The 23,265-nt window shown below is 66.0% G+C and carries 19 protein-coding genes and 1 tRNA gene; 14 read left to right on the top strand and 6 right to left on the bottom strand.

Translation table 11 applies throughout. The features are described from left to right. The first annotated feature begins 62 nt into the window (after positions 1–62). The 3 genes from selA (at position 63) to PMM47T1_RS14835 (ending at position 3,481) form a co-directional block, all read left to right on the top strand. Entirely contained in the window at positions 63–1,466 is a 1,404-nt protein-coding gene (gene selA / locus PMM47T1_RS14845; protein ID WP_177323385.1) for an L-seryl-tRNA(Sec) selenium transferase, read from the top strand. Next, entirely contained in the window at positions 1,463–3,376 is a 1,914-nt protein-coding gene (selB, locus tag PMM47T1_RS14840) for a selenocysteine-specific translation elongation factor (protein WP_008370225.1), read from the top strand. Before selA ends, selB begins: the two co-directional genes overlap by 4 nt. A gap of 9 nt (positions 3,377–3,385) precedes the next feature. Then, positions 3,386–3,481: transfer RNA gene (locus PMM47T1_RS14835), tRNA-Sec, on the top strand. 10 nt (positions 3,482–3,491) lie between these two features. Here PMM47T1_RS14835 and PMM47T1_RS14830 read toward each other — a convergent pair. Genes PMM47T1_RS14830 through PMM47T1_RS14820 form a run of 3 tightly spaced genes read right to left on the bottom strand, consistent with a single transcriptional unit; the run spans position 3,492 to position 6,765 of the window. Next, positions 3,492–5,075, bottom strand: coding sequence for a rhodanese-related sulfurtransferase (locus PMM47T1_RS14830; RefSeq protein WP_008370223.1), 1,584 nt, complete (start codon positions 5,073–5,075; stop codon positions 3,492–3,494). Beyond that, the gene (locus PMM47T1_RS14825) at positions 5,072–5,680 is read right to left on the bottom strand and encodes a cysteine dioxygenase (protein WP_008370222.1); all 609 of its coding nucleotides are present in this window, start codon (positions 5,678–5,680) and stop codon (positions 5,072–5,074) included. Before PMM47T1_RS14825 ends, PMM47T1_RS14830 begins: the two co-directional genes overlap by 4 nt. A 14-nt stretch (positions 5,681–5,694) precedes the next feature. Beyond that, a complete protein-coding gene (locus tag PMM47T1_RS14820) occupies positions 5,695–6,765 on the bottom strand; it encodes an LLM class flavin-dependent oxidoreductase (RefSeq protein ID WP_008370220.1) in 1,071 nt (356 codons plus the stop codon). A gap of 533 nt (positions 6,766–7,298) precedes the next feature. Between PMM47T1_RS14820 and PMM47T1_RS14815 the strand changes: the two genes are divergently transcribed. After that, positions 7,299–8,228, top strand: coding sequence for a LysR family transcriptional regulator (locus PMM47T1_RS14815; protein ID WP_008370219.1), 930 nt, complete (start codon positions 7,299–7,301; stop codon positions 8,226–8,228). Here PMM47T1_RS14815 and PMM47T1_RS14810 read toward each other — a convergent pair. The 3 genes from PMM47T1_RS14810 to PMM47T1_RS14800 form a co-directional block, all read right to left on the bottom strand. Next, positions 8,219–8,662, bottom strand: a complete 444-nt coding sequence (locus PMM47T1_RS14810) for a GlcG/HbpS family heme-binding protein (RefSeq protein WP_008370217.1) — start codon at positions 8,660–8,662, stop codon at positions 8,219–8,221. The genes PMM47T1_RS14815 and PMM47T1_RS14810 overlap by 10 nt on opposite strands. Beyond that, a complete protein-coding gene (locus PMM47T1_RS14805) occupies positions 8,659–10,008 on the bottom strand; it encodes a metal-dependent hydrolase family protein (protein WP_008370213.1) in 1,350 nt (449 codons plus the stop codon). The genes PMM47T1_RS14810 and PMM47T1_RS14805 overlap by 4 nt, the downstream gene beginning before the upstream one ends. A gap of 298 nt (positions 10,009–10,306) precedes the next feature. Further along, a complete protein-coding gene (locus tag PMM47T1_RS14800) occupies positions 10,307–11,230 on the bottom strand; it encodes a LysR family transcriptional regulator (protein ID WP_008370211.1) in 924 nt (307 codons plus the stop codon). Positions 11,231–11,453: 223 nt separating this feature from the next. Here PMM47T1_RS14800 and PMM47T1_RS14795 point away from each other — a divergent pair, with 223 nt between their 5' ends. The 10 genes from PMM47T1_RS14795 to PMM47T1_RS14750 form a co-directional block, all read left to right on the top strand. Next, positions 11,454–12,392 (top strand): VOC family protein, encoded by a 939-nt coding sequence (locus PMM47T1_RS14795; RefSeq protein ID WP_008370209.1) that lies wholly within the window; start codon positions 11,454–11,456, stop codon positions 12,390–12,392. Positions 12,393–12,395: 3 nt separating this feature from the next. Beyond that, positions 12,396–12,785: a Rieske (2Fe-2S) protein gene (locus tag PMM47T1_RS14790; RefSeq protein ID WP_008370205.1), complete on the top strand. Its 390-nt coding sequence runs from the start codon at positions 12,396–12,398 to the stop codon at positions 12,783–12,785. Positions 12,786–12,835: 50 nt separating this feature from the next. Then, a complete protein-coding gene (locus PMM47T1_RS14785; RefSeq protein ID WP_008370203.1) occupies positions 12,836–13,843 on the top strand; it encodes a fumarylacetoacetate hydrolase family protein in 1,008 nt (335 codons plus the stop codon). A gap of 31 nt (positions 13,844–13,874) precedes the next feature. Next, complete coding sequence (locus PMM47T1_RS14780) at positions 13,875–15,005, top strand: FAD-dependent oxidoreductase (protein WP_008370201.1); 1,131 nt, start codon at positions 13,875–13,877, stop codon at positions 15,003–15,005. Positions 15,006–15,143: 138 nt separating this feature from the next. Next, complete coding sequence (locus PMM47T1_RS14775; RefSeq protein WP_443216097.1) at positions 15,144–16,757, top strand: DUF1302 domain-containing protein; 1,614 nt, start codon at positions 15,144–15,146, stop codon at positions 16,755–16,757. A gap of 24 nt (positions 16,758–16,781) precedes the next feature. Next, on the top strand, positions 16,782–18,131 hold the full coding sequence (locus PMM47T1_RS14770; protein WP_008370199.1) for a DUF1329 domain-containing protein: 1,350 nt from the start codon (positions 16,782–16,784) through the stop codon (positions 18,129–18,131). A gap of 1 nt (position 18,132) precedes the next feature. Next, positions 18,133–19,185, top strand: a complete 1,053-nt coding sequence (locus tag PMM47T1_RS14765) for a WD40/YVTN/BNR-like repeat-containing protein (RefSeq protein WP_043301085.1) — start codon at positions 18,133–18,135, stop codon at positions 19,183–19,185. Positions 19,186–19,189: 4 nt separating this feature from the next. Beyond that, positions 19,190–21,655: an efflux RND transporter permease subunit gene (locus PMM47T1_RS14760; RefSeq protein ID WP_008370197.1), complete on the top strand. Its 2,466-nt coding sequence runs from the start codon at positions 19,190–19,192 to the stop codon at positions 21,653–21,655. After that, complete coding sequence (locus tag PMM47T1_RS14755; RefSeq protein ID WP_008370196.1) at positions 21,645–22,832, top strand: MFS transporter; 1,188 nt, start codon at positions 21,645–21,647, stop codon at positions 22,830–22,832. Before PMM47T1_RS14760 ends, PMM47T1_RS14755 begins: the two co-directional genes overlap by 11 nt. After that, on the top strand, positions 22,829–23,265 hold a 437-nt coding region (locus tag PMM47T1_RS14750), incomplete at its 3' end, for an SDR family NAD(P)-dependent oxidoreductase (RefSeq protein WP_008370193.1). The genes PMM47T1_RS14755 and PMM47T1_RS14750, both read left to right, overlap by 4 nt.

The following is a 23,265-nucleotide window of genomic DNA, read 5'->3' as shown; positions in this document are numbered from 1 at the left end:
TTTTTACCCAGCGGCTACGCTGTCGGTGTCTGCCTGTGAATGGGTGCCTGATGTCTACTGCCTTGTCCGTTCCCCGCCTGCCTTCGGTTGACAGCCTGTTGCGCGACGCCGCCTGTGCGCCGCTGTTGCAACGCTACGGCCGCGACGCCGTACTGGCAGGGCTGCGCCTGCTGTTGGACGAGCTGCGTGCCAGCGGTGCGTTGCAAGCCGTGGAATGCATGCCGCAGGTTTTACTGGGCCGCCTGGCCGAACGCCTCGCGGTGCAGCACCAGAGCCGCGTGCGACGCGTGTTCAACCTCACCGGTACGGTGCTGCACACCAACCTGGGCCGCGCCTTGCTGCCGGAAGAAGCGGTGGTGGCGGTGCAGGCCGCTGCCCGTTACCCGCTGAACCTGGAGTTTGACCTGGCCTCCGGCAAACGTGGCGATCGCGACGACCTGATCGAGGGGCTGATTCGCGAACTGACCGGCGCCGAAGCGGTGACCGTGGTCAACAACAACGCGGCGGCCGTGTTGCTGGCGCTCAACAGCCTGGGCGCGCGCAAGCAGGGCATCATCTCCCGTGGCGAACTGATTGAAATCGGCGGCGCGTTCCGCATCCCCGACATCATGGCCCGGGCCGGGGTCAAGCTGCATGAGGTGGGCACCACCAACCGCACCCATGCCCGCGACTACGAGGCCGCCATCAACCCGCGCAGCGGCCTGCTGATGCGCGTGCACCGCAGCAATTACAGCATCGAGGGCTTCACCGCCCAGGTGCCCACCGCAACGCTGGCCGATATCGCCCATCAGCATGGCCTGCCGCTGCTGGAAGACCTGGGCAGCGGCAGCCTGCTGGACCTGAGCCGCTGGGGCCTGCCCGCCGAACCCACGGTGCGCCAGGCCTTGGCCGATGGCGCCGACATTGTCACCTTCAGCGGCGACAAATTGCTGGGCGGGCCCCAGGCCGGTTTGATCGTGGGCCGCAAGGCGCTGATCGACACAATCAAAAAGAACCCGCTCAAGCGCGCTCTGCGGGTCGACAAATTGACCCTGGCGGCGCTGGAGGCCGTGCTGAGCCTGTACCGCGACCCGGATCGCCTGGCCGAGCGCTTGCCCAGCCTGCGCTTGCTGACCCGCCCGCAGGCCGACATTCAACAGCAGGCCGAGCGCCTGTGCCCAGCGCTGGCGCAGGTGCTTGGCCACGGCTGGGGCGTGGCGGTGGTGCCGGCCCTGGGCATGATCGGCAGCGGCAGCCAGCCCGTGGCACGCCTGCCCAGTGCCGCGCTGTGCGTGCGCCCGCAGGTGTCCAGGCGCCTGCGTGGGCGCCACCTGCTGCAACTGGAAGCGCGCTTGCGCGGCCTGCCGATACCGGTGCTGGGGCGAATCGACGATGACGCCCTGTGGCTGGACCTGCGCCAACTGGACGACGAGCCCGCCTTCGTCGCGCAACTGGCCCAGTGGGCCGCGCCCGAGGGCATGCTGTGATCGTTGGGACCGCCGGCCATATCGATCACGGCAAAACCGCACTGCTGGCGGCGCTGACCGGGCAAAGCGGCGACCGTCGTCGCGAGGAGCGCGAGCGGGGCATCACCATCGACCTGGGTTACCAGTACGCGGTGCTGGAGCGCGGCGCGCCGTTGACCGGGTTCATCGACGTGCCGGGCCACGAGCGCTTCATCCACAACATGCTGGCCGGCGCCCAAGGCATCGACCTGGTGTTGCTGGTGGTGGCTGCCGACGACGGCATCATGCCCCAGACCCGCGAACACCTGGCCATTGTCGAGTTGCTGGGCATTGCCCAGGTGCTGGTGGCCATCACCAAATGCGACCGCGTGCCGTTGGCCCGGGTGCGCGAGGTGCAGGCCCAGGTCGGCGAATTGCTGGCCTCGGGGCCGTATACGGCGGCGCGGCAGATCGCCGTGTCCAGCGTCACCGGCGTCGGCATCGACACGCTGCTCAAGACCCTGGTGATGATGCAGCGCGAAATGCGCCGCCAGCGTGACACCGGCGGCTTTCGCCTGGCCATCGACCGTGCGTTCAGCGTGGCCGGGGCCGGCATCGTGGTCACCGGTACGGCGCTGGCCGGGCGCGTGCAGGTGGGCGATGCGCTGTTGTTGGGCAGCCAGGGCCAGCCGGTGCGGGTGCGCGGCCTGCATACGCAGAACCAGCCGGCCAGCGAGGCTGAAGCCGGTGAGCGCGTGGCCCTGAACCTGGCCGGCGAACGGCTGGACCTGGCGCACATTCATCGCGGCGACTGGCTGGTGCCTGCGTGGTTGTTCGCGCCCACCCGGCGCATCGACATTCAGCTACGCCTGCTGGCCGGCGAAACTCGCGCGTTCGAGCATTTCAGCCCGGTGCACGTGCACCTGGGCACCCAGGATGTCACCGCCCGTGTGGCGTTGCTGGAGGGCAGCCGTCTGGAACCGGGCGGCTACATGCTGGCGCAGTTGCTGCTCAATGCGCCGGTGCAGGCCGTGCGCGGCGACCCGCTGGTGCTGCGCGACCACAGCGCCCAGCGCACCTTGGGCGGTGGGCGAGTGCTGGACCCGTTCGCGCCCTCGCGGCAACGGCGCAACCCGGCGCGGCTGGCGCAGTTGCACGTACTGAACACCACCCGCAGCCTGGAAGCTGCCTTGCCCCTGCTGCTGACTAACAATGGCACCGGGCTCGACCCGCAGCGCCTGGAACGTCAGTTCAACCGGTTACGCGACACCTGGCGGCTGCCGGCGGGCGTACGCGTGATGGCCACGCGCCAAGGTCCGCTGCTGTTCAATGAACAGCGCTGGCAATCGTTGAAAGGCGCGTTGCTGGCGCACCTGGAACGCTTCCATGAACTGGAAGCCGATCAAATGGGCCCGGACCGTGACCGTTTGCGGCGCTTTGCCGCCTTGCCGCTGGAGCGGCCGGCGTTCATCAGCCTGCTGGATGAGTTGCTGGCCGAGCAGGCCATCGTCGCCACCGGCCCTTGGCTGCACCTGGCCGGCCACCGCCCGCAGTTGAGCCCGGCCGACCAGGCCTTGTGGCAGCGCATACGGCCGTTGCTTGCCCTGGGTGGTTTTGATCCGCCGTGGGTCCGCGACCTCGCCAGCGCCACCGGCCATGACGACGCCAGCGTGCGCATGTTGATGCGCAAGCTGGCGCGCCTTGGCCAGGTGCACCAGGTGGTGAAGGATCTGTTCTACCCGGATAACACCTTGCAACAAATGGCGGCTATGCTGAGGCAACTGAGCGCGGCTGCGCCGGACATTCAGGTCAGCGACTTTCGCGACCGGCTGGCCCTGGGCCGCAAGCGCAGCATTCAGGTGCTGGAGTTTTTCGACCGCATCGGCCTCACCCGCAGGCTGGGTGAACACCGCCGCCTGCGCCCGGACAACCCGTTGGCGCAGGAGCAGTAAACGTTTCAAGGAAGGCAATCGCGCCTGGTGGCGCGGCCGGGCTTCAAACCCGGTTGGGGACGGCATCCGTTCCCGGGCAGGTTCGACTCCGGCTGCCTTCCGCCATTTTTGCCCCTCAGATCACGAAGAAGCCATGGGTGCCATCGCGACCCAACTGCGCCACCAGCCCGAACTCCCAGTCCAGATACGCCTGCATGGCCTCACGCGGGGCGTCGGTGCCTTCGTACGGACGCTTGTAGCGGTCAATGCGCGGTGAGGCCAGGTGCTGTTCACCGCTGTGGGTGGCGAGCCCGGCGTTCAACCAACTGGCGGTGCCGTCACGCAGCACGAATACCGGCTTGCCGGTCAGCGCCTGTACCTGGCCCACGGCAAAGCGTGCCAACAGGCTGCTGCCGCAAGTGAGTACGTAGCGCTCGGCGGCGGGGACCTTCTTCAATGCCTGGGGCAGGTCGGCGCGCAGGGCCCACCAGGCGCCCGGAATATGCTGCTTGACGTGGTTCGCGCTGGTGGTGAAATCCAGCACCTGGGTATCGCCCTGGGCAAGCCAGTCGGCCAGGGTCTCGGGGCTGATGACCTCGTAGGACGGCACCGCCGGGACCGCCGGCTTCCACGGCCCGGTTTCGCTGAATGCGCTGGTGCCTACGCCGTCCAGCACCTGTACCTCCCAACCCAGCTGCGCCAGCCATGAGGCGCTCATGTTGGCGCGCACGCAATCGTCGTCCACCAGCACGATCCGCGCGCCACGCACGCTGGCGTAATGGTCGGTTTCCTGCACCAGTTGGCCGCCCGGGGTGGAACGTGCACCGGGCAGGTGCCCCGCCTCGAATTCCTGTGGGGTGCGTACATCGAACAGGTACGTGGTGCGCCCGGCCTCGGCCTGCCAGCGCTGCCAATCGCTGAGCGTCGCCTGCTGTACCCCGGCCTTGGCCGCCACGCGCTGGGCGTCGCGGCGGGCGATGGCGCGGGTTTCTTCACCGGTCTCGGCGAACTGGCGCGCCTGGCCGTGTTCCAGGGTTTGCCCGGCCAGCAGCCAGCCAATGGTGCCATTGCGCAGCGCGGCGATGGGGTTGGGCAGGCCAGCGTTGACCAGGGACTGGGTGCCGATGATGCTGCGCGTGCGGCCGGCGCAATTGACAATGATGCGTGTGGCCGGGTCCGGCGCCAGTTCGCGGGCGCGCAGTACCAGTTCGGCGCCGGGCACGCTGATGCCGGTGGGAATGCTCATGGTCTGGTATTCGTCGAAGCGGCGGGCATCAAGCACCACCACGTCGGCCTTGCTGTCTAGCAGGGCCTTTACCTCTTCGGCAGGCAGCGACGGCGTGTGGCGCTCATGCTCCACCAGCTCGCCAAAGGCCTTGCTGGGCACGTTGACGTCAATGAACAACTCGCCGCCGGCGTCCCGCCAGCCTTGCAAGCCGCCCTGCAGCAACGCCACGTCGCTGTAGCCCAGCTCTACCAGGCGTTCCGCGGCCTGTTGCGCCAGGCCTTCGCCGTTGTCATACACAGTGATGGCCGTGTCCAGGCGCGGAATGCGCGGGTAAACCTCCACCTCCAGTTTCGACAACGGGATATTGGCGGCAAACAGCGGGTGCGCCTGGGCAAACGGTGCCTCTTCGCGCACGTCCACCAGCGCCACTTCCTGGCGTTGCAGCAAGGCGTGGCGAATATCGGCGAAAGAGCGGGTCAGGGGGTGGCTCATAGGCTGTGATTCTCTTTGGAAAGGTCCCAGATATTGGGGAGCGTGCGGTTGGAATAACCGGAGATAAACAGTTTCTCGCTGCCGTCGGGCTGGTACACCGCGCGGTGCACCGCACCGATATTGGCGCCATACACATGAATGCTGACCGACACCTGGTCGGCGAAGGCATTGCTCACTTGGTGGATGTCACCAATACGCGGTGACACGGCTTCCACGTGCCCCGGCTCCAGGCGAATGCGCGGGCCATCGGGCACCAGGCCTTGCTGGGCATCGCGCACATAGTTCTGCGAATACTCGGCGCCGCGCAGCATGCCGATCAGGCCCCACACCCTGTGGTCATGAATGGGCGTCTGCTGGCCCGGGCCCCAGACAAAACTGACAATGGAAAAGCGCTGGCGCGAGTCGGCGTGCAGCAAAAACTGCTGGTAGCGCTCGGGGTCGGGCTGGGCGTATTCGTCGGGCAGCCAGTCGTCGAAGCTGACCAGTTGTTGCAGCAACTGGCCGCCACGGTGCAGCTTGTCGCCCTCGCGAGGGTCACTGTCGAGCAGTTCGGCCAGGGCGCCGATAAAGGCGCGCAGGCGTTCGGGATGACGAACCTGGGACATCTTCACTCCTGGGTTCAGGCCACCTGGGCCTGGCGTTGAGCAACCAACTGACGGGTCAGCGGAATCAGGGTCTTGCCATAGTCGATGGCGTCTTCCAGCGGGTCGAAACCACGAATCAAGAAGGTGGTGATGCCCAGGTCGTAGTAGTCCAGCAGCGCATCGGCCACCTGTTCCGGGGTACCCACCAGCGACGTCGAATTACCCTGGGCACCCAGCAGCCCGGCGATGCCGGTCCACAGGCGCTTGTCCAGGCGCGAACCTTGGGCAGCCGCGGCCAGCAGCCGACGGGAGCCTTCATTGGGCGGCTCGCGACGGACAAAACCGCGTTGCTCGGCCAAGGCGGTGGCCTTGACCAGGATGCTGTCGGCACGGGCCCAGGCCTGCTCTTCAGTGTCGGCCAGAATGGGCCGTAGCGACAGGCTGAAGCGGATTTTTCGGCCATGCTTGGCCGCTTCGGCGCGCACCTGGGTCACCACTTGCTTGACCTGCTCATAGGTCTCGCCCCACAGCGCGTACACGTCCGCATGCTTGCCGGCCACCTCAATGGCCGCCGCCGAGGAGCCACCGAAATACAGCGCGATGGGCTGGGCCGTCTTGACTGCCGAGTGGGCGCCTTCGACGGCGTAGTAATCGCCCTTGAAATCGAACGGCGTGGCGCTGGCCCATTCCTGGCGCAGCACGGAGAGGTATTCATCCGTGCGGGCGTAGCGCTCGTCCTTGCCAATGAAACTGCCGTCCGCACGCAACTCCTTGTCGTCTCCGCCCGTGATGATGTGCACGGCCGTTCGCCCGCCGTTCAACACGTCCAGCGTGGCGAACTGGCGAGCGGCGAGGGTAGGGGCGGCAAAGCCGGGGCGATGGGCAATCAGGAACTGCAGCGTGTTGGTGACGCTGGCCGCATGGCTGGCAATCAAGGTGCTGTCGGGGCTGTTGGAGTGAAAGGCCACCAGGGCGCGGTCAAAGCCGGCCTCCTCGTGAATGCGGGCAATCTTCTCCACGTAGTCCGGTTGCAGCACGGGGCCGGTCGCGGGGTGGATTTCAGAGCCATGGTGGCCGGCGATGTAACCGATGAACTCGATGCTCATGGGGGCTTCCTTTAGGGGGCGAGCGTGGTCAGGGGCCTCCGCCGGGCGTGGGGTCGGTCATTGATGATGAACATAAAGGCAGGATGCGGCGCTGTGAAATTCGATTTTCTTCTAAGGTAATTATTAAAAACAGGAATCTAACAAATTATGAATATTATATTTATGCATAGTTGTGGTGAGGTGCCCAACGGTTCAGCGCCATCCGCGCCTGTCCCTTGGCCGTGCCGTGGCCGTGCGCGACTGGATGCACAGCATGAGCGACATTCCCGATGGCTGCTTCGCCGTACAAGGGCTCGCGGCCAGCCAACCGGTTGCCGGTCACGACACCGAGTGGGGACGAGCCTCCAATCGCCGGGTCGATATACAAGTATTGCCTGTGGCTGTGGCCTGCACCTCGCCTGAGCGGTAGCCGCCCCAGCGACTATAAGCACCAGGTATCGACACCACCAATACCTGCCCCCCACGCATCTCGATTGGTCCGCAGCCCTAGCGCTGGCTATGGTGCCCACTGGCCCTTTACCCACGGACGCCCCATGCGCTACCAACGCCTCGACCTCAATCTGCTGGTGGCCCTCGAAGCTTTGCTTACCGAGTGCAACGTCACCCGCGCCGCCGAGCGCCTCAACCTGGGCCAGTCGGCCACCAGTTCGGCACTGGGGCGGTTGCGCGAGCATTTCAATGATCCGTTGCTGGTGGCGGTGGGCCGGCGGTTGGAGCCGACGGCGCGGGCGCAGGTGTTGTTGCCCAAGGTGCGTGAGGCACTGGCGTTGACCCGGGAGATCATCGAGGCGCCTCAGGCCTTCGACCCCGGGCTGTGTCAGCGGCGTTTCACGGTGGTGGCGTCCGACTATGTGGCGGCGGTATTGATGCCGGTGGTCAGCCGCGTGCTGGCGCAGGTGGCGCCGGGGGTACGCCTGGCCCTGCGCGATTTGCCGCAACCGCGGGGCAGTGATGTGGTCAGCGAGGCGCTGGATTACCGGCGCAGCGACTGTGTGATCGTGCCCCAGCGCCGGCTCAACACCGACTACCCCCACGTACCGCTGCTGGTGGATCAGTGGTGCTGCATTGTCTGTGCCCAGTCTGCGGTTCACGCGCAAGGGCTGAACCTTGCGGCGTATCGCAAGGCCGAGCATGTGGTGCGTGAGTTTGCCGACGGGCGTACCCTGGCGATGGATGCGGCGTACCTGGCCGAGCAGGGTATCGAGCGCAAAGTGGGGGTGGCGGTGGAGAGTTTTGCGTTGATGCCGGCGTTCGTGGCGGGCAGCGACCGGGTTGCGACGCTGTTTCGGCGTCAGGCTGAGCAGTTTGCCACGGTGCAGGGGGTGCGTATTGTGCCGGCGCCGCTGGCGTTGCCGCGGGCCTTGCAGGTCATGCAGTGGCACCCCTATCAGCAGGATGATCCGGCACTGGCCTGGTTTCGCGGCCTGCTGGTGGAGCAGGCCACGTTGCTCAATCAGGCCTGAGCGTCTCCGGTATCGGCCACAAGGCCGGCCGTGTCGAGGGCGGCCAGGGCGCAGCGTTCATCGTTGTCGGAGGTGTCGCCGCTGATGCCGATGGCGCCCAGCAGCGCGCCCTGGGCGTTGCGGATCAGCACGCCGCCGGCCACCGGAATCACCTGGCCGTCGGTGAGGCTGTTGATGGCATCGAAGAAGGCCGGCATGGCCTGGGCTCGGCGGGCCAGTTCGCGGCCGCCCAGGCCCATGCCCAGGCAACCGCGGGCCTTGCCGGTGGCGATCTGCGGGCGCAGGAAGCTCGCTTGTTCGTCGCGCAGCACAGCCAGTGGGTGGCCGGCGGCGTCCAGCACGGCAGCGGCCAACGGACGCAGGCCGAGTTCGCGGCCGCTGGCGATGGCCTGGCTGGCGATGAGGGTGGCAGTGTGCAGGTCGAGGTGGTTCATACGGTCCATTTCCCCAGTTGGGCGACGCGGTCGCGGGTGTAGAGATCGGTCCACTTCAGCGAGTTGAAGTCCGAGACCTGTTTGGGGTTGTAGGGGCTGCGGCTGAGGTTCACTGGCTGCCCGGCCTTGTACACGGCCTTGAAGCGGCTGCGGTCCTGCAGCACGCGGATATCGTCCAGCGGCGAGCTGTCCAGCACCAGGAAGTCGGCTTGCTTGCCCACGGCCAGGCTGCCCAGGGTGTCGCCTTTGGGCATGCAGCGGGCGCCGACGTTGGTGGCGGCGTACAAGGCTTCGGCTGGGGTGAAGCCAATGCGCTTGACCAGCAACTCCAGCTCGCGGGCATGCCATTCGCCGTACGGGGTCACGGCAAAGCCCGAGTCACTGCCACAGGCGAACGGCACGCCGGCGGCCTTGGCGCGCCTGAGTACCGCCGAACCTACCTCCAGGGTGCGTGCGCAATAGCCGGCGTAACCGGTGGTGACGGCCGGGTCATGGGGCTGACAGAAGTCCACGGTGTTCTGTGGAAAGGTCATGGTCGGTGCCAGGATACTGCCGGCGTCCAGCAGCGCCTCGATGCAGTCGTCGTCCATGTAGAACGCATGGAACACCAGGTCCACGCCAGCCTTGGCCGCGTACAACACCGCTTCGCGGCCGTAGGCGTGAGTGGCCACCTTGCAGCCCAGGCGGTGGGCTTCCTCGACCATCTCTTTGGTTTCATCGGCGGTGAACGCGGCAATGATCGAACCGTCGGGGCGGCGGTGGGTGCCGTCCATGGCGATCTTGATCAGGTCCACGCCATCCTTGGCCTGGGTACGGATCTCGGCGATGGCTTCGCTGCGGCTGGTGACCAGGCGCGCGGTAAAGAATTCCGGCGCGCCGACGCGGCTGGGGAACCAGTCGTTGAGGCTCTGGCGGTTGGTGATCACGCGGCTGCTGGCCGCCACTCGCGGGCCATCGAACAACCCAGCGTTGATGGCATTGCGCACCGAAATGCTCAACTGGCCGCTGTCACCGGGGCAGACCATGCTGGTAACACCGGCGGCCAGCACGTGCTGGGCGAAGAACATGCCACGCAGGGCACGAAACTCATCGCTGGTCCACAGGTCAATGTCTTCCTCGCTCTGGGCGTTGCCAAACGCCAGGTGGGTATGCACGTCTACCAGCCCGGGCATCACAAAGTGCTCGCTGGCGTCGACCAGGGTGTCACCGGGCTGAGGCGTCGGCGCCTGGGCAGTGGGCCCCACGTAGGTCAGCACGCCGTTCTCGGCGATCAGCGTCTGCTGGGTACGGGGTGTCAGGCTGGTGCTGTCAAACAGCATCTTGCAGTGCAGGTGAAGGGCGCTCATCGGGGCGTGCTCGCTGTTGTTATGAGTATGGAGCGAGGCTAACGAGGCACGGGGCAGGGGGGAAACAGATTGGGTTGATGGGTGGGTATTGATAGGGTCGATGGCTGGGCTGATACCGGAACACCTGCGGCAGCGGCCGCTACGCGGGAATACGGTGGGAGCTGGCAAGGCCCTGAAAACTCGCTGGCAAGTCCGCTCCCACAGTAGGCAGTTCTGTTACACCGCCGTTCTGTAGTCGTGAAGATCTGCGGCAGGGCCCCGCGCAGCCTGACGGCAGCGGTTAAAAAACAGCCCGCGATCACGCCGCCAACGGCTGCTCCAAGCCCAGAATGATCCCTCCGATCTGCTCCCTCAGCCACCGGTGCATCGGGTCGCCTTCCATGGTCCGGTGCCACAGCATGAACTCGCGCATCAGTGGGATCTTCACCGGTGTGGGCAGGATGCGCAGCGGCAGATGCTTGGCGTATAAACGCGCCAGGCGCCCGTGCATGGTGGCTACGCGCTGGGTGCCGATGATCAGCTGGGGCAGGGTGTTGAAGTCGTTGGTGATCACTTCCAGGCGGCGGCTGAAGCCGTACTGGTTCATGAACCACTCCTCGATGCTCATGTGCCGGGTGCGGCCAAAGCCTACCGACACGTGGCCCATGTCCATGTACTGCTCAAGCGTCAGGCTCTCGCCCACCTGGGTGTTGCCGTTCCACACGGCGCACACGTGCTCTTCCTCGAACAGCAGTTGCGAGGGGTGGTCTTCGAGTACGTAGCGTTCGGGCACGATCATCAGGTCCACTTCGCCGCGCACCAGCAGTTCGCTGGAGTTGTCGCCAGGGCCAAGCATTTCGAAGGTGATGGACGGCGCTTCCTGGCTGATTTTCTCGATCACCTGGGCCAGCAGCACGCTGATCAGGTAATCGGAGGTTACCAGGCGGAAGTGGCGCTTGCTGGTGGACGGGTCGAAAGCCGGTTTGCTGGTGATGGACGAACGAATCTTCAGCAGCACGTCGCGCACCGGTTCCATCAACTCCAGGGCGTAGGGCGTGGGCTGCATCTTGCGGCCCACCTGCACCAGCAGTTCATCTTCGAAATAGGTGCGCAGGCGGCCCAGCACGCCACTGGTGGCCGATTGGGTCATGTGCAGGCGCTCGGCGGCGCGGGTGATGTTCTGCTCCTCGAGCAGGATGTCGAGGGCGACCAACAGGTTCAAGTCCAGGTGGTTGAAGCGCATGGCATGTGCTCACGGTTCTTGTAGTTATTTTGTCGATACATTCACGCGAAACCATCGACGCGTCAACCCCGACCCGAGGTATCGCCAACGCCGATACATCCCATCCCCACTCACGATTAGTCAGCTGCCAAGCACCGCGCCACTCTGTACCGCATCCCGGTTTGCCGGGCATGCCACCGGATACAGCCTGTGTCCGTATCATAATTTCAATGGAGTGGTTTGCATGAGTATCCTAGGCCTCGATGCCCTGGTGTTTGGCGTGGACGATGTGCCCGCCTGTACCGCCTGCCTGACCGACTACGGCCTGACACCGCTGGATGTGAGCGACGCAGGCGGACGTTTTGAAGCCATGGACGGTACCGCGATCATTATCCGCCGCGCCGACGACGCGCAGTTGCCGCCCGGTTTCGGCCCCTCGCCATCGATACGCGAAACCGTGTACGGCGTGGCCAGCGCCGCCGACCTGGACGCTATCGAAGACGAACTGGCCCGCGACCGCAGCGTCAGCCGCGACGCCAATGGTGCGTTGCACTGCGTGGACGATATGGGCTTTGCCATCGCCTTCCAGGTCAGCGTGCGCCGCGAGCTGGTGGCCAGCGCCGACCTCACCAACGCCCCGGGCAGTGCCCCGCAGCGGCCGCTGAACCAGATCGGCATCAGCCCGGACATGCCGGCGGTGCCGCGCACCCTGTCCCACGTGGTGTATTTCGTGCCCGACGCGGCCAAGGCCGAGGCCTTCTACCATCGCCTGGGCTTCCGCACCACCGATAGCTTTGTCGGCGTGGGCCCGTTCATGCGCCCGGCAGGGGCGGATGACCACCACTGCCTGTTCATGATCCAGACGCCACCGCACATGAAGGGCTGCGAGCATTTCACCTTCCACCTGGGCAGCGGCACCGAAGTACTGCTGGCTGGCACCCGCTTCGCCGCCAAGGGCTGGACCAGCTTCTGGGGGCCGGGCCGTCACCTGTTGGGCTCCAATTGGTTCTGGTACTTCAACAGCCCGCTGGGCTGCCACATCGAGTACGACGCCGACATGGACAAGCACGACGATGACTGGGCCGCACGCCAGGCGCCGATGTCGGCGGACAATTCGCAGCTGTTCCTGTTTACCGGCCGCGAGAAGTGGGCGCCAGGCGGCCCGCCGCCGAAGCAGGGTTAAGCCATGGCCATCGCCCTGTGCCCGCTGGAACAACTGGTAGAAGGCCAGTCACGCGGGTTCGACCCCCATGGGGTGGGCAGCGACACGGTGTTTGCCCTGCGCCACGGCGGCCTGGTGCGGGTGTACAGCAACAGCTGCCCGCACCTGGACGTGCCCCTGGAGTACCGCAAGGACCGTTACCTGTCCGCCGATGGCCAACGAATCATCTGCTACGCCCACGGCGCGCAATTTTTGCCGCTGAGCGGTGAGTGCGTCTACGGGCCCTGCCTGGGCGAACGCCTGCAGGCCCTGGCGCACCATATCGAAGACGGCTGGCTGATGCTTGAACACAGCAAACCGGGCGGCAGGGAGGTATCGCGATCGCCGATACATCGCATCCGAACATGCGATTAGTCAAATCCCTCGCCAGCCCTGAAGCTCATTGCACGACAGTGGAGACAATAATGACTCATCCATCGATCGAAACGCCCTTTGCCCTGGGCACCTTTTCCGCCGCCGGCAGCCCGCGCTTCGCAGGCCTGGTGGTGGCCAACAAGGTTATCGCCGTGGCCGCCCTGGCGCACCTCGCCCCACTGCGTGGCGCCCACAGTGTGCTGGGCCTGCTGGAAGACTGGGAGCACAACTTCGCGCACCTGGACCCCCTGGCCCGGCAATTGGCCGCCGACGACTGCGGCCTGGCGTTCCTCACCCTGGACCAGGTGCAGTACCACGCCCCGGTGGACCTGCCCCGGCAGATTTTCTGTTCCGGCGCCAACTACCACAAGCACGTGGTGGACCTGATCGTCGACGACCCGCAGTTCGAAACCGACGGCATGGACAACACCCAGCGCCGCGCCTACGCCGTGGACCTGATGAACAAGCGCGCCCGTGAAGGCAAGCCGTTCGTATTCAACAAAGTGGCCTCCACCGTCACTGGCCCCTTCGACCCCATCATCATTCCGGCCGGGGCGAAAAAGCCCGACTGGGAACTGGAGCTGGGCGTAGTCATCGGCAAGCCCGCCTACCGCGTCAGCCGCGACCAGGCCCTGGAACACGTGGCCGGCTACGTGGTGGTCAACGATCTTACCGAGCGCACCAAGGTGTTCCGCCCCGACATCCCGCAAATGGGCATGGACTGGCTGAGCAGCAAGAACGCGCCAACGTTCCTGCCCATGGGCCCCTACCTGGTGCCAGCGGCCTATGTGGGCAACCCCCAAGAGCTGCAACTGACCCTGCGCCTCAATGGCCAGGTGATGCAGGACGAAAGCACCGCCGACATGATCTTCGACGTGGCGCGCATTATCGAATTCATCTCCCAGAGCGTGCAGCTGCTGCCCGGTGACCTGATCTGCAGCGGCTCGCCCTCGGGCAATGGCACCCACTACAACCGTTTCCTGCAAGCCGGCGACCTGATGGAAGGGACCATTGCCAAGCTGGGCACCCAGCGCAACCCCTGCATTGACGACATCTGAAGCACCCATAACAAGAATACGGAGCAACGCCATGACAGCAGTGAGCAAAGTCCTGATTGTGGGCGGCGGCATCGGTGGCCTGTGCGCCGCCATTGCCCTGCGGCGCAAGGGCATTGAAGTGGACCTGGTGGAACTGAAGGCCGAGTGGACGGTGTACGGCGTGGGCATCATCCAGCAGTGCAATGTAGTGCGTGAGATGGCCCGCCTGGGTGTGCTCGACGGCTACCTGAAGGCGGCGTTCGCGTTCGAGGACGTGGCCCTGTACAACGCCCATGGCCATACCTTGGCACGCATCCCCGGCCAGCGCCTGGCCGGCCCGCAGTATCCGGCCAACGTCGGTATTTCGCGCCTGGCGCTGCACCAGGTATTGAGCACCACCGCCGCCGAACTGGGCACGCGGATTCGCCTGGGCACCAGCGTCGAGCGCCTGGACCAGGACGAGCAGGGCGTGGACGTGACCTTCACCGATGGCAGCCAGGGCCGCTACGAATTGGTGGTGGGCGCCGACGGGCTGTTCTCCAAGGTGCGCGGCCTGCTGTTCGGCGACACCTACACGCCACGTCACACCGGCCAGTCGGTATGGCGTTACAACTTCAAGCGCGACCCTTCCATCGACCACCTGGCCAACTACCTGGGCCCGGACGGCAATGCCGGCCTGTGCCCGCTGGCCGATGACTTGATGTACCTGTACCTGACCTCGTATGAGCCCGGCAACCCGTGGATGGACACCGCCACCCTGGCGGCCGAGATGCGCAAGCGCCTGGGCGCCTTCACCGGCCTGATCGGCGAACTGCGCGAGCAAATCATCGACAGCAGCCAGGTGGTCTACAAGCCCATGGAAGTGGTGTTTGTCAGCGAACCCTGGTACCGCGGCCGTGTGCTGCTGATCGGCGATGCTGCCCATGCCACCACGCCGCACCTGGGCCAGGGCGCCGGCATGGCCATCGAAGACGCCGTGGTGCTGGGCGAACTGCTGGGCGAGCCGGGCGGGCAGGGCGTTGATGCGCTGCTCAAGCGCTTCATGGAGCGGCGCTACGAGCGCTGCAAGTTCATCAGCGACAGTTCGATCCTGGCCGGTGACAAGGAAATCGAACACGACCACGCCTTCGACCGGGTAGGCCTGGTGCGCCAGATGCTGGCGCTGACGGCCGAGGAAATCTGAACCACGCCTTGCCACGCGACCGCGTCCCTCGATGGGCGCGGCGAACCTGATAACAAGAACAACAGAAGAGGTTTCCCCATGGTACGTCTGCACCTTACCGTGCTGCGCGGCGCCCACCCGCCGTTCGCCCTGAGCCTGATGATGTTCGGCCTGCTGGCGGGCAACGCGCAGGCCTTTCAGTTTGACACCGGCAACCCCGACATCAGCACCCGCTGGGACAACACCCTCAAGTACAGCGCTGCTTGGCGTACCGAGGGCCGCAGCGACAAGCTCACCACCGGTACCGCAGCGGTGAACGGCGATGACGGCGACCGCAACTTCAGTGGCGGCATGATCTCCGACCGCCTGGACCTGCTGTCCGAGTTCGACATCGGCTACAAGAACGTCGGCGCCCGGGTCAGCGGCGCGGCCTGGTACGACGACGTCTACAACAAGAGCAACGACAACAACTCGCCCGGTACCAACAACAGTACCTCGGTGGACTATGACCATTTCACCGACCAGACCCGCAAACTGCACGGCCGCGAAGGCGAGATCCTCGACGCCTTCATCTACGGCAAGGCCGACTGGGGCGACATGCCGGTGTCCGGCCGCATCGGCCAGTACGCCATGCAGTGGGGCGAGAGCCTGTTCTACGGCATGAACGGCATTGCCGGCGGCATGGCGCCCATCGACGTGGTCAAGGGCCTGTCGGTGCCCAACACCCAGTTCAAGGAACTGATTCGCCCGGTGCGGCAAATGTCCGGGCAGTTCCAGCTGACGCCTGATGTGTCGGTAGGCGCCTACTACCAGTTTGAATGGGAAGCCAACCGCCTGCCAGCAGCGGGCAGCTACTTCTCCAGCTTCGACAGCATCGGCAGTGGCAACGAGCGCCTGTATGCCGGTGACGCGGTGATCCCTGGCGGCCAGCCGCTGGCGTTCTACAGCGGCGGCAACAAGAACGCCAAGGACTCGGGGCAGGGCGGCGTGCAATTGAAATGGCGCACCGAAACCGTCGACTACGGTCTGTACGCCATTCGCTTCCACGACAAGAACCCGCAGCTGGAAGTGCGCCCCGACTTTGCCAATCTCAACCCGGTCACCGGCCAGGCGGGCGAGTATTACTGGGTGTACCCAGAGGGCATCGAAGCCCTGGGCGCGAGCTTCTCCACCACGCTTGACCAGTTCAACGTCGCGGGCGAGCTGTCCACCCGTTGGCACCAGCCCCTGGCGTCCACCAACCAGCGCACCTTGCTGGCTGGCGAAGCCATCTCCAACGAAGCCGACGACGCCCTGTACGCCACCGGCCACACCCTGCACGCCAACCTGTCGTGGCTGGCCAGCTTCGGCCCGACCTTCGTGGCCATGGAGTCCAGCTTCATTGGCGAACTGGCGTGGAACCGCACCCTGAGCGTCACCCGCAACCCCGACGCCGTGGACCCCAACGCCGACCGCGACGCCTGGAGCTTTCGCACGGTGTACGAGCCCATGTACCGGCAGTTCTTCCCGGGCATGGACGTGAGCATCCCGCTGGGCATCAGCTACACCCACGGCGCGTCCGAATCCCTGGGCACCGCGTTTGGCACCAACCGCGGCGGCGACATGAACATCGGCATCAAGGGCAACTACCTCAACACCTGGAACCTGGGGCTCACGTACACGCACTACTACGGCCCGGCCAATACCTTTCTCGATGAAAACAACAACTACACCTTCGAACAGTCGCTCAAGGACCGGGATTTCGTGGCCTTCAGCGTCAGCCGCACTTTTTGAACCGAGGACCTGCTGATGAAACCAATGACCTTGCTGTTCACCGCCCTGGCGTCCTCGCTGCTGCTGGCTCAAGGCGCGATGGCCGCCGTGTCGGCCAGTGAAGCCGACACCCTCAAGACCACCCTCACGCCCCTGGGCGCCGAGCGCGCCGGCAACGCCGATGGCAGCATTCCGGCCTGGAACGGCGGCATGACCCAGGCCGACCCGGCCTACAAGGACGGCGGCAAGCGCGGCGACCCCTTTGCCACGGAAAAGCCGCTGTTCACCATCACTGCTCAGAACGCCGGCAAGTACGCCGACAAGCTGTCCCAGGGCACCCTGGCCATGCTCAAGAAGTACCCCGACAGCTATCACCTGGACGTGTACCCCACCCACCGCACGGCGGCAGCGCCGCAACCGGTGTATGACGCCACCTACAAGAACGCCACCGGCGCCACACTGGTGGACGGCGCTGCCGGGCCCATGCCCGAAAACGGCCAGGGCGGTATTCCGTTCCCGATTCCGAAAAGTGGCGCCGAGGCCATCTGGAACCACTTGCTGCGCTGGCGCGGGGCGTCCTGGCACGCCGACTTCACCCAGTACCTGACCACCGCCGACGGCAAGCACGTGCTGACCAACGATTCCAAGGCCGACCTGCAAATGCCCTGGTACCTGCCCGACGGTGGCAAGAAAGACGGCGTGTTCTGGACCATCCGCATGGTCAACGACGGCCCGCCGCTGCGCGCCGGCGAAGCCATTACCGGTCGCGAAAACATCAATGCCAACAACGCCGGGGTGTGGACCTACCTGCCAGGCCAGCGCCGTGTGCGCCGCCTGCCCAATGCCTGCTGCGACACGCCGACACCGGCCACTGCCGGGGTGATGAGCTTCGACGAACTGTACGTGTTCAACGGCCGCATTGACGGCTTCGACTGGAAGCTGGTGGGCAAGAAGGAGCTGTACATCCCCTACAACTCCAACAAGGTGTTCACCGTAGCCAACCCCACTGACCTGCTGGGCGACCACCACCTCAACCCGGCCGACATCCGCTGGGAACTGCACCGCGTGTGGGTAGTGGAAGCCACCCTCAAGGCCGGCAAGCGCCACGTGATGCCGCGCAGCACCTACTACCTGGACGAAGACACCTGGGCCGCCGTGCTCGGTGAACGTTATGACGCCCAGAACCAGTTGGCCAAGGCCCTGTGGACCACCCCCGTGGTACTGCCGGACATGCCGGGCGTGGTGACCCTGACCAACGGCTTCTATGACTTGCTGTCGGGTGCCTGGTTCACCGGCGATATCTTTGCCGGCAAGAACGAGCAATACCGCGTGGTACAGGCCTACAAGGACTCGGTGTTCACCCCCGATGCCCTGGCCGGCGAAGGTGTGCGCTGAGATGAAGGCCTCCTTGCTGATCAGTGCGCTGTGCCTTTCCATGGCCGGGCTGGGCGCCCAGGCGGCCAGCGCGTCGGACGTGCTGGCCCAGCCGGCCGTGCAGTCGCCCCAGGCACTGCATGGGGTACTACTGGGCATCGCCCGCGCCGGCGCCCGGCTGGTGGCAGTGGGCGAGCGCGGCACGGTGCTGCTATCGGACAATAACGGCGTCAGTTGGCGCCAGGCCAGCGTGCCGGTCAGCACCAGCCTGACCGCCGTGCAGTTTGTCGACGGCCAGCAGGGCTGGGCCGTGGGCCACGGCGGCGTGGTGCTGCACAGCAGCGACGCTGGCGAGCATTGGCACCTGCAACTGGACGGTCGCAGGGCGGCAGCGCTGGAGCTGGCCGCCGCCCAACAGGACGGCAACGATCAGCGCCTGGCTGCGGCCCGGCGGCTGGTGGCCGATGGCGCCGACAAGCCGCTACTGGCCCTGAGCTTCAGCGACGCGCGCCACGGCCTGGTCACCGGTGCCTACGGTTTGGCGCTGTACACCGAGGACGGTGGCGCCACCTGGAGCAGTTGGGCGGGGCGCCTGCCCAACCCCCAGGGCCTGCACCTGTACGCCGTGGCCCAGCGCGGCCATGACCTGTGGGTGGCCGGCGAGCAGGGGCTGGTGCTGCATTCGAGCGATGGCGGCGGGCATTTCGATGCCCTGGCCAGCCCCTATGAGGGCAGTTTCTTCAGCCTGGCCCTGTTGCCAGACGGCGACGTGTTGCTGGGCGGCCTGCGCGGGCACCTCTACAGCCTGAAGGGCGACACCTTCAGCGAAGTCGGCAACCCGCTGCCGGTGTCGGTCAACGCCCTGTGGGTCAGTGACCAGCGCCTGCTGCTGGTCAACCAGGCGGGCGCCGTGCTGCAAGGCCATGCCGACGGTACAGGCCTGGCGCCGCTGCCGCTGGCAGCCGGCGCGCCCCTGAACGCCGTGGCCGAGGCCAGCGACGGCAGCCTGATCGGCGTCGGCTTTGCCGGCCCCTTGCGCCTGAACCAGGCGCCTACCTTGTCTTCTGCGGAGTAAGCCCATGCATGCCCCCAGCTCTTCCCCGGCGGCGCCGCACAGTGGTCGCCTGGCTGACTTCGACAGCCGTTCCGGCTCGTTGCTGGAACGCGCGCTGTTCAACCACCGGCGCATCGTGCTGCTGCTGTGCCTGCTCACCACCATCGTGCTGGGCTGGCAGGCCACGCGCCTGACGCTCAATGCCAGCTTCGAGAAAATGATCCCCAGTGATCAGCCCTTCATCGCCAACTACCTGGCCCATCGCCAGGAGTTGTCGGGGCTGGGCAATGCCGTGCGCATCGCCGTGGTCAACACCCGTGGCAGCGTCTACGACAAGGACTACCTGCAGGCCCTGCAGAAACTCAACGACGAGGTGTACCTGCTGCCCGGCGTTGACCGCGCCTACATGAAATCGTTGTGGACCCCGGCCACCCGCTGGGTGGGTGTGACCGAGGAAGGCCTGGAAGGCGGCCCGGTGATCCCCGACGGCTACGACGGCGGTGCTGCCAGCCTGGGGGCGCTGAAGCGCAACGTGGAGCGCTCCAACGAGATCGGTCAGTTGGTGGCGTTCGACCAGCAGTCGAGCATCATCTACGTGCCCTTGCTGGCCACCACGGCCGATGGCAAGGCCCTGGACTACAGTGCCCTGGCCACGCGCCTGGAAGCGCTGCGCACCCAGTACCAGGGCCATGGCATCGAGATTCGCATCACCGGTTTTGCCAAGGTAGTGGGCGACCTGATAGACGGTTTGCGGCAGATTCTGCTGTTCTTCGCCGCCGCCATCGCCATCACCGCCGTGGTGCTCTACGGCTACACCCGCTGCCTGCGCAGCACCGCGCTGGTGATGAGCTGTTCGCTGGTGGCGGTGGTGTGGCAGTTGGGCCTGCTGCCACTGCTGGGCTTTGAGCTGGACCCGTATTCGGTGCTGGTACCGTTCCTGGTGTTCGCCATTGGCATGAGCCACGGCGCACAGAAAATGAACGGCATCATGCAGGACATCGGCCGTGGCATGCACCGGCTGGTGGCGGCGCGATTCACCTTCCGCCGACTGTTCATGGCCGGCCTCACCGCGTTGCTGTGTGATGCGGTGGGTTTTGCGGTGCTGATGATCATCAAGATCCAGGTCATCCAGGACCTGGCCCTGATCGCCAGCCTGGGCGTGGCCGTGCTGATTTTCACCAACCTGATCCTGTTGCCGGTGTTGTTGTCCTACGTGGGCGTCAGCACCACGGCGGCCACCCGCAGCCTGCGCGGCGAGCAGGCCGACGCCGCCGGGGCGGTGCGCCACCCGGCCTGGCGCTTCCTGGACCTGTTCACCCAGCGCCGCTGGGCGAGCGTGTGTGTGGTGGTGGCGGCGCTGTTGGCCGCAGGCGGCTACCTGGTCAGCCTGCACCTGAAAGTCGGCGACCTGGATGCGGGCGCGCCGGAGCTGCGCGCCGATTCGCGCTACAACCAGGACAATGCCTACCTGACCGCCCACTACGGCGCCAGCAGCGACGTGTTCGCGGTGATGGTCAAGACGCCGCCCGGCGGCTGCTCGGCCTACGACACCCTGCAACGGGTGGACAACCTGGACTGGCAGCTGCGTGGCCTGCCCGGTGTGGACTCCACCAACTCCCTGGCCTTGCTAAACCGCCGGGTGCTGGTAGGGCTGTCCGAAGGCAACCCGCGCTGGTACGAACTGCTCAATAACCAGGCCACCCTCAACATGGTCACGGCCGGCGCACCGCGCGGGTTGTACAACGAGGATTGCAGCCTGCTGACGGTGTACGCCTACCTCACCGACCACAAGGCCGACACCCTGACCCGGGTAGTGGACACCGTGCAGGCCTTTGCCCGCGCCAATGACAGCGACCAGGCGCAGTTCCTGCTGGCGGCCGGCAGCGCCGGTATCGAGGCCGCCACCAATATTGTGGTCAAGCAGGCCAGCCACGAAATGCTCTGGTGGGTGTACGGCGCGGTGGTGCTGTTGTGCCTGATTACCTTCCGTTCGTGGCGCGCGGTGCTGTGCGCGGTGCTGCCATTGATGCTCACCTCGATCCTGTGCGAGGCGCTGATGGTGGTGCTGGGCATTGGCGTCAAGGTCGCCACCTTGCCGGTCATCGCCCTGGGCGTGGGCATTGGCGTGGATTACGCGCTGTACGTGATGAGCATTGTGCTGGCGCAGATGCGCGCTGGCGCCAGCCTGTCCCAGGCCTATTACCAGGCCCTGCAGTTCACCGGCAAGGTAGTGATGCTCACCGGTGTGACGCTGGCCATCGGCGTGGGCACCTGGATGTTCTCGCCCATCAAGTTCCAGGCCGACATGGGCGTGCTGCTGGCCTTCATGTTCGTCTGGAACATGGTAGGCGCACTGATTCTGCTGCCGGCCCTGGCGTACTTCCTGTTGCCGCAAAAGCGTCAGCCCCAGGCTGCGCTGGTGTCGTCGGGGGCGTCGAGGAACGTGGAAAAATCGCGGCCACTGGCTCTGGAGGTCATCCATGAAGGCTGAACACAACGCCGGGCTGCCCCAGTCGCTGTTGCTACTGCTGGGCAGTTGCCTGCCGGTGCTGGGGGCGGTGCTGCTGGCCCCGGTGCTGCCGCGCATGCAGGCGCATTTTGCCGACACCCCGGGTGTGGCCGTGCTGGTGCCCATCGCCTTGACGCTGCCCGCCCTGGTGGTGGCCCTGCTGGCGCCGTTTGCCGGAGTCATTGCCGACCGGGTCGGGCGCAAGCCGCTGCTCCTGTGGGCCATGCTGCTGTACACCCTGTGCGGCACGCTGCCGCTGTGGCTGCAATCGCTGCCGATGATCGTTGCCAGCCGTGCCGGCATCGGCCTGGCCGAGGCGGCCATCATGACCGGCTGTACCACGCTGATGGGCGATTATTACCAGGGCGCGCGGCGCGAACGGCTGTTTGCCCTGCAAATGGTTGCCACCTCGCTGTCGGCGGCCATCTTCATGGGCCTGGGCGGGCAACTGGGCCAGGACAACTGGCGCGCCCCCTTTGCGCTGTACGCCGTGGGCCTGATGTTCCTGCCGTTGATGGCGCGCTTGCTGTGGGAGCCTGTGGCGCCCACCCGCACGCAGCAGCAGGCCGACAGCGGTTTGCCGTGGCGCGCCCTGGCACCGTTGTACCTGCTGGCCCTGTTGGCCGGCGCCAGTCTGTTCATCGTGCCGGTGCAGGCCGGGTTCATCCTCAACTTGCTGGGCGTGGACGCGCCGCAGCAGATCGGCCTGACCATGGGCGGCAACCAGTTGGGCGTGGTGGCCGGTGCACTCAGTTTTAGACTGATGGGTCGTATTGCCCCGGCGCGGTTGTTGCTGCTGGCGTTTTTGCTGGCCGGTTGCGGCGGCGTGCTGATGGGCAGTGCCAACAGTCATTGGCAAGTGGTTGTGGCTGTGGTGATCAATGGCTTGGGCATTGGCCTGATGCTGCCCACGCTGATCACCTGGATCATGGCTCAGGTCGGCTTCAGCCAGCGCGGCCGTGCCACCGGGCTGTTCACCGCAGCCATTTTTGCCGGTGAATTCGTCAGCCCGTTGATGGTGCTGGCCATCAGCGCCGGGCAGCTGTCGGCCGTGCCCCATGCAGTGCTGATGGTGGGCCTGGTGCAGGGGCTGGTGGCCCTGGCGTGCCTGGCGGTGCCGCGCGTCAGTGGCGCACGCTTGCAAGGAGAGCACGCATGAACCTGTTCAACCTTGAAGGGCAGGTGGCGTTGATCACCGGCGCTACCCGAGGCATCGGCCTGGCCATCGCCCGTGCCTATGGCCAGGCCGGTGCGCGGCTGGCCATCAGCAGCGAGAACGCCGAGGACTGCCGGCGCGTGGCCGCGCAGTTGGCCGAGGAGGGCATCCACGCCTGGCCGCAGGCGGCCGACCTGGGCCAGCAGGGCCAGGTGCAGAGCCTGGCCGAGGCGGTGCTGGGGCAGTTCGGCCAACTCGACATTCTGGTGTGCAACGCGGGCATCGCCCCGCACTTGGGGCCGCTGGCCAGCGCCACCGACGCCCAGTGGCAGGCCACCCTGACCGTGAACCTGCAAAGCGCGCTGTGGTTGACCTCGGCGCTGATCCCGGCGCTGGTGGCCCGTGGCGGCGGCAGTGTGGTGCTGATGGCCAGCAT

This window comes from Pseudomonas sp. M47T1, assembly GCF_000263855.1.
Lineage (GTDB): Bacteria > Pseudomonadota > Gammaproteobacteria > Pseudomonadales > Pseudomonadaceae > Aquipseudomonas.
The sequence above is the reverse complement of the archived record's forward strand: the minus strand, read 5'-3'. Positions and strand labels throughout refer to the sequence as shown.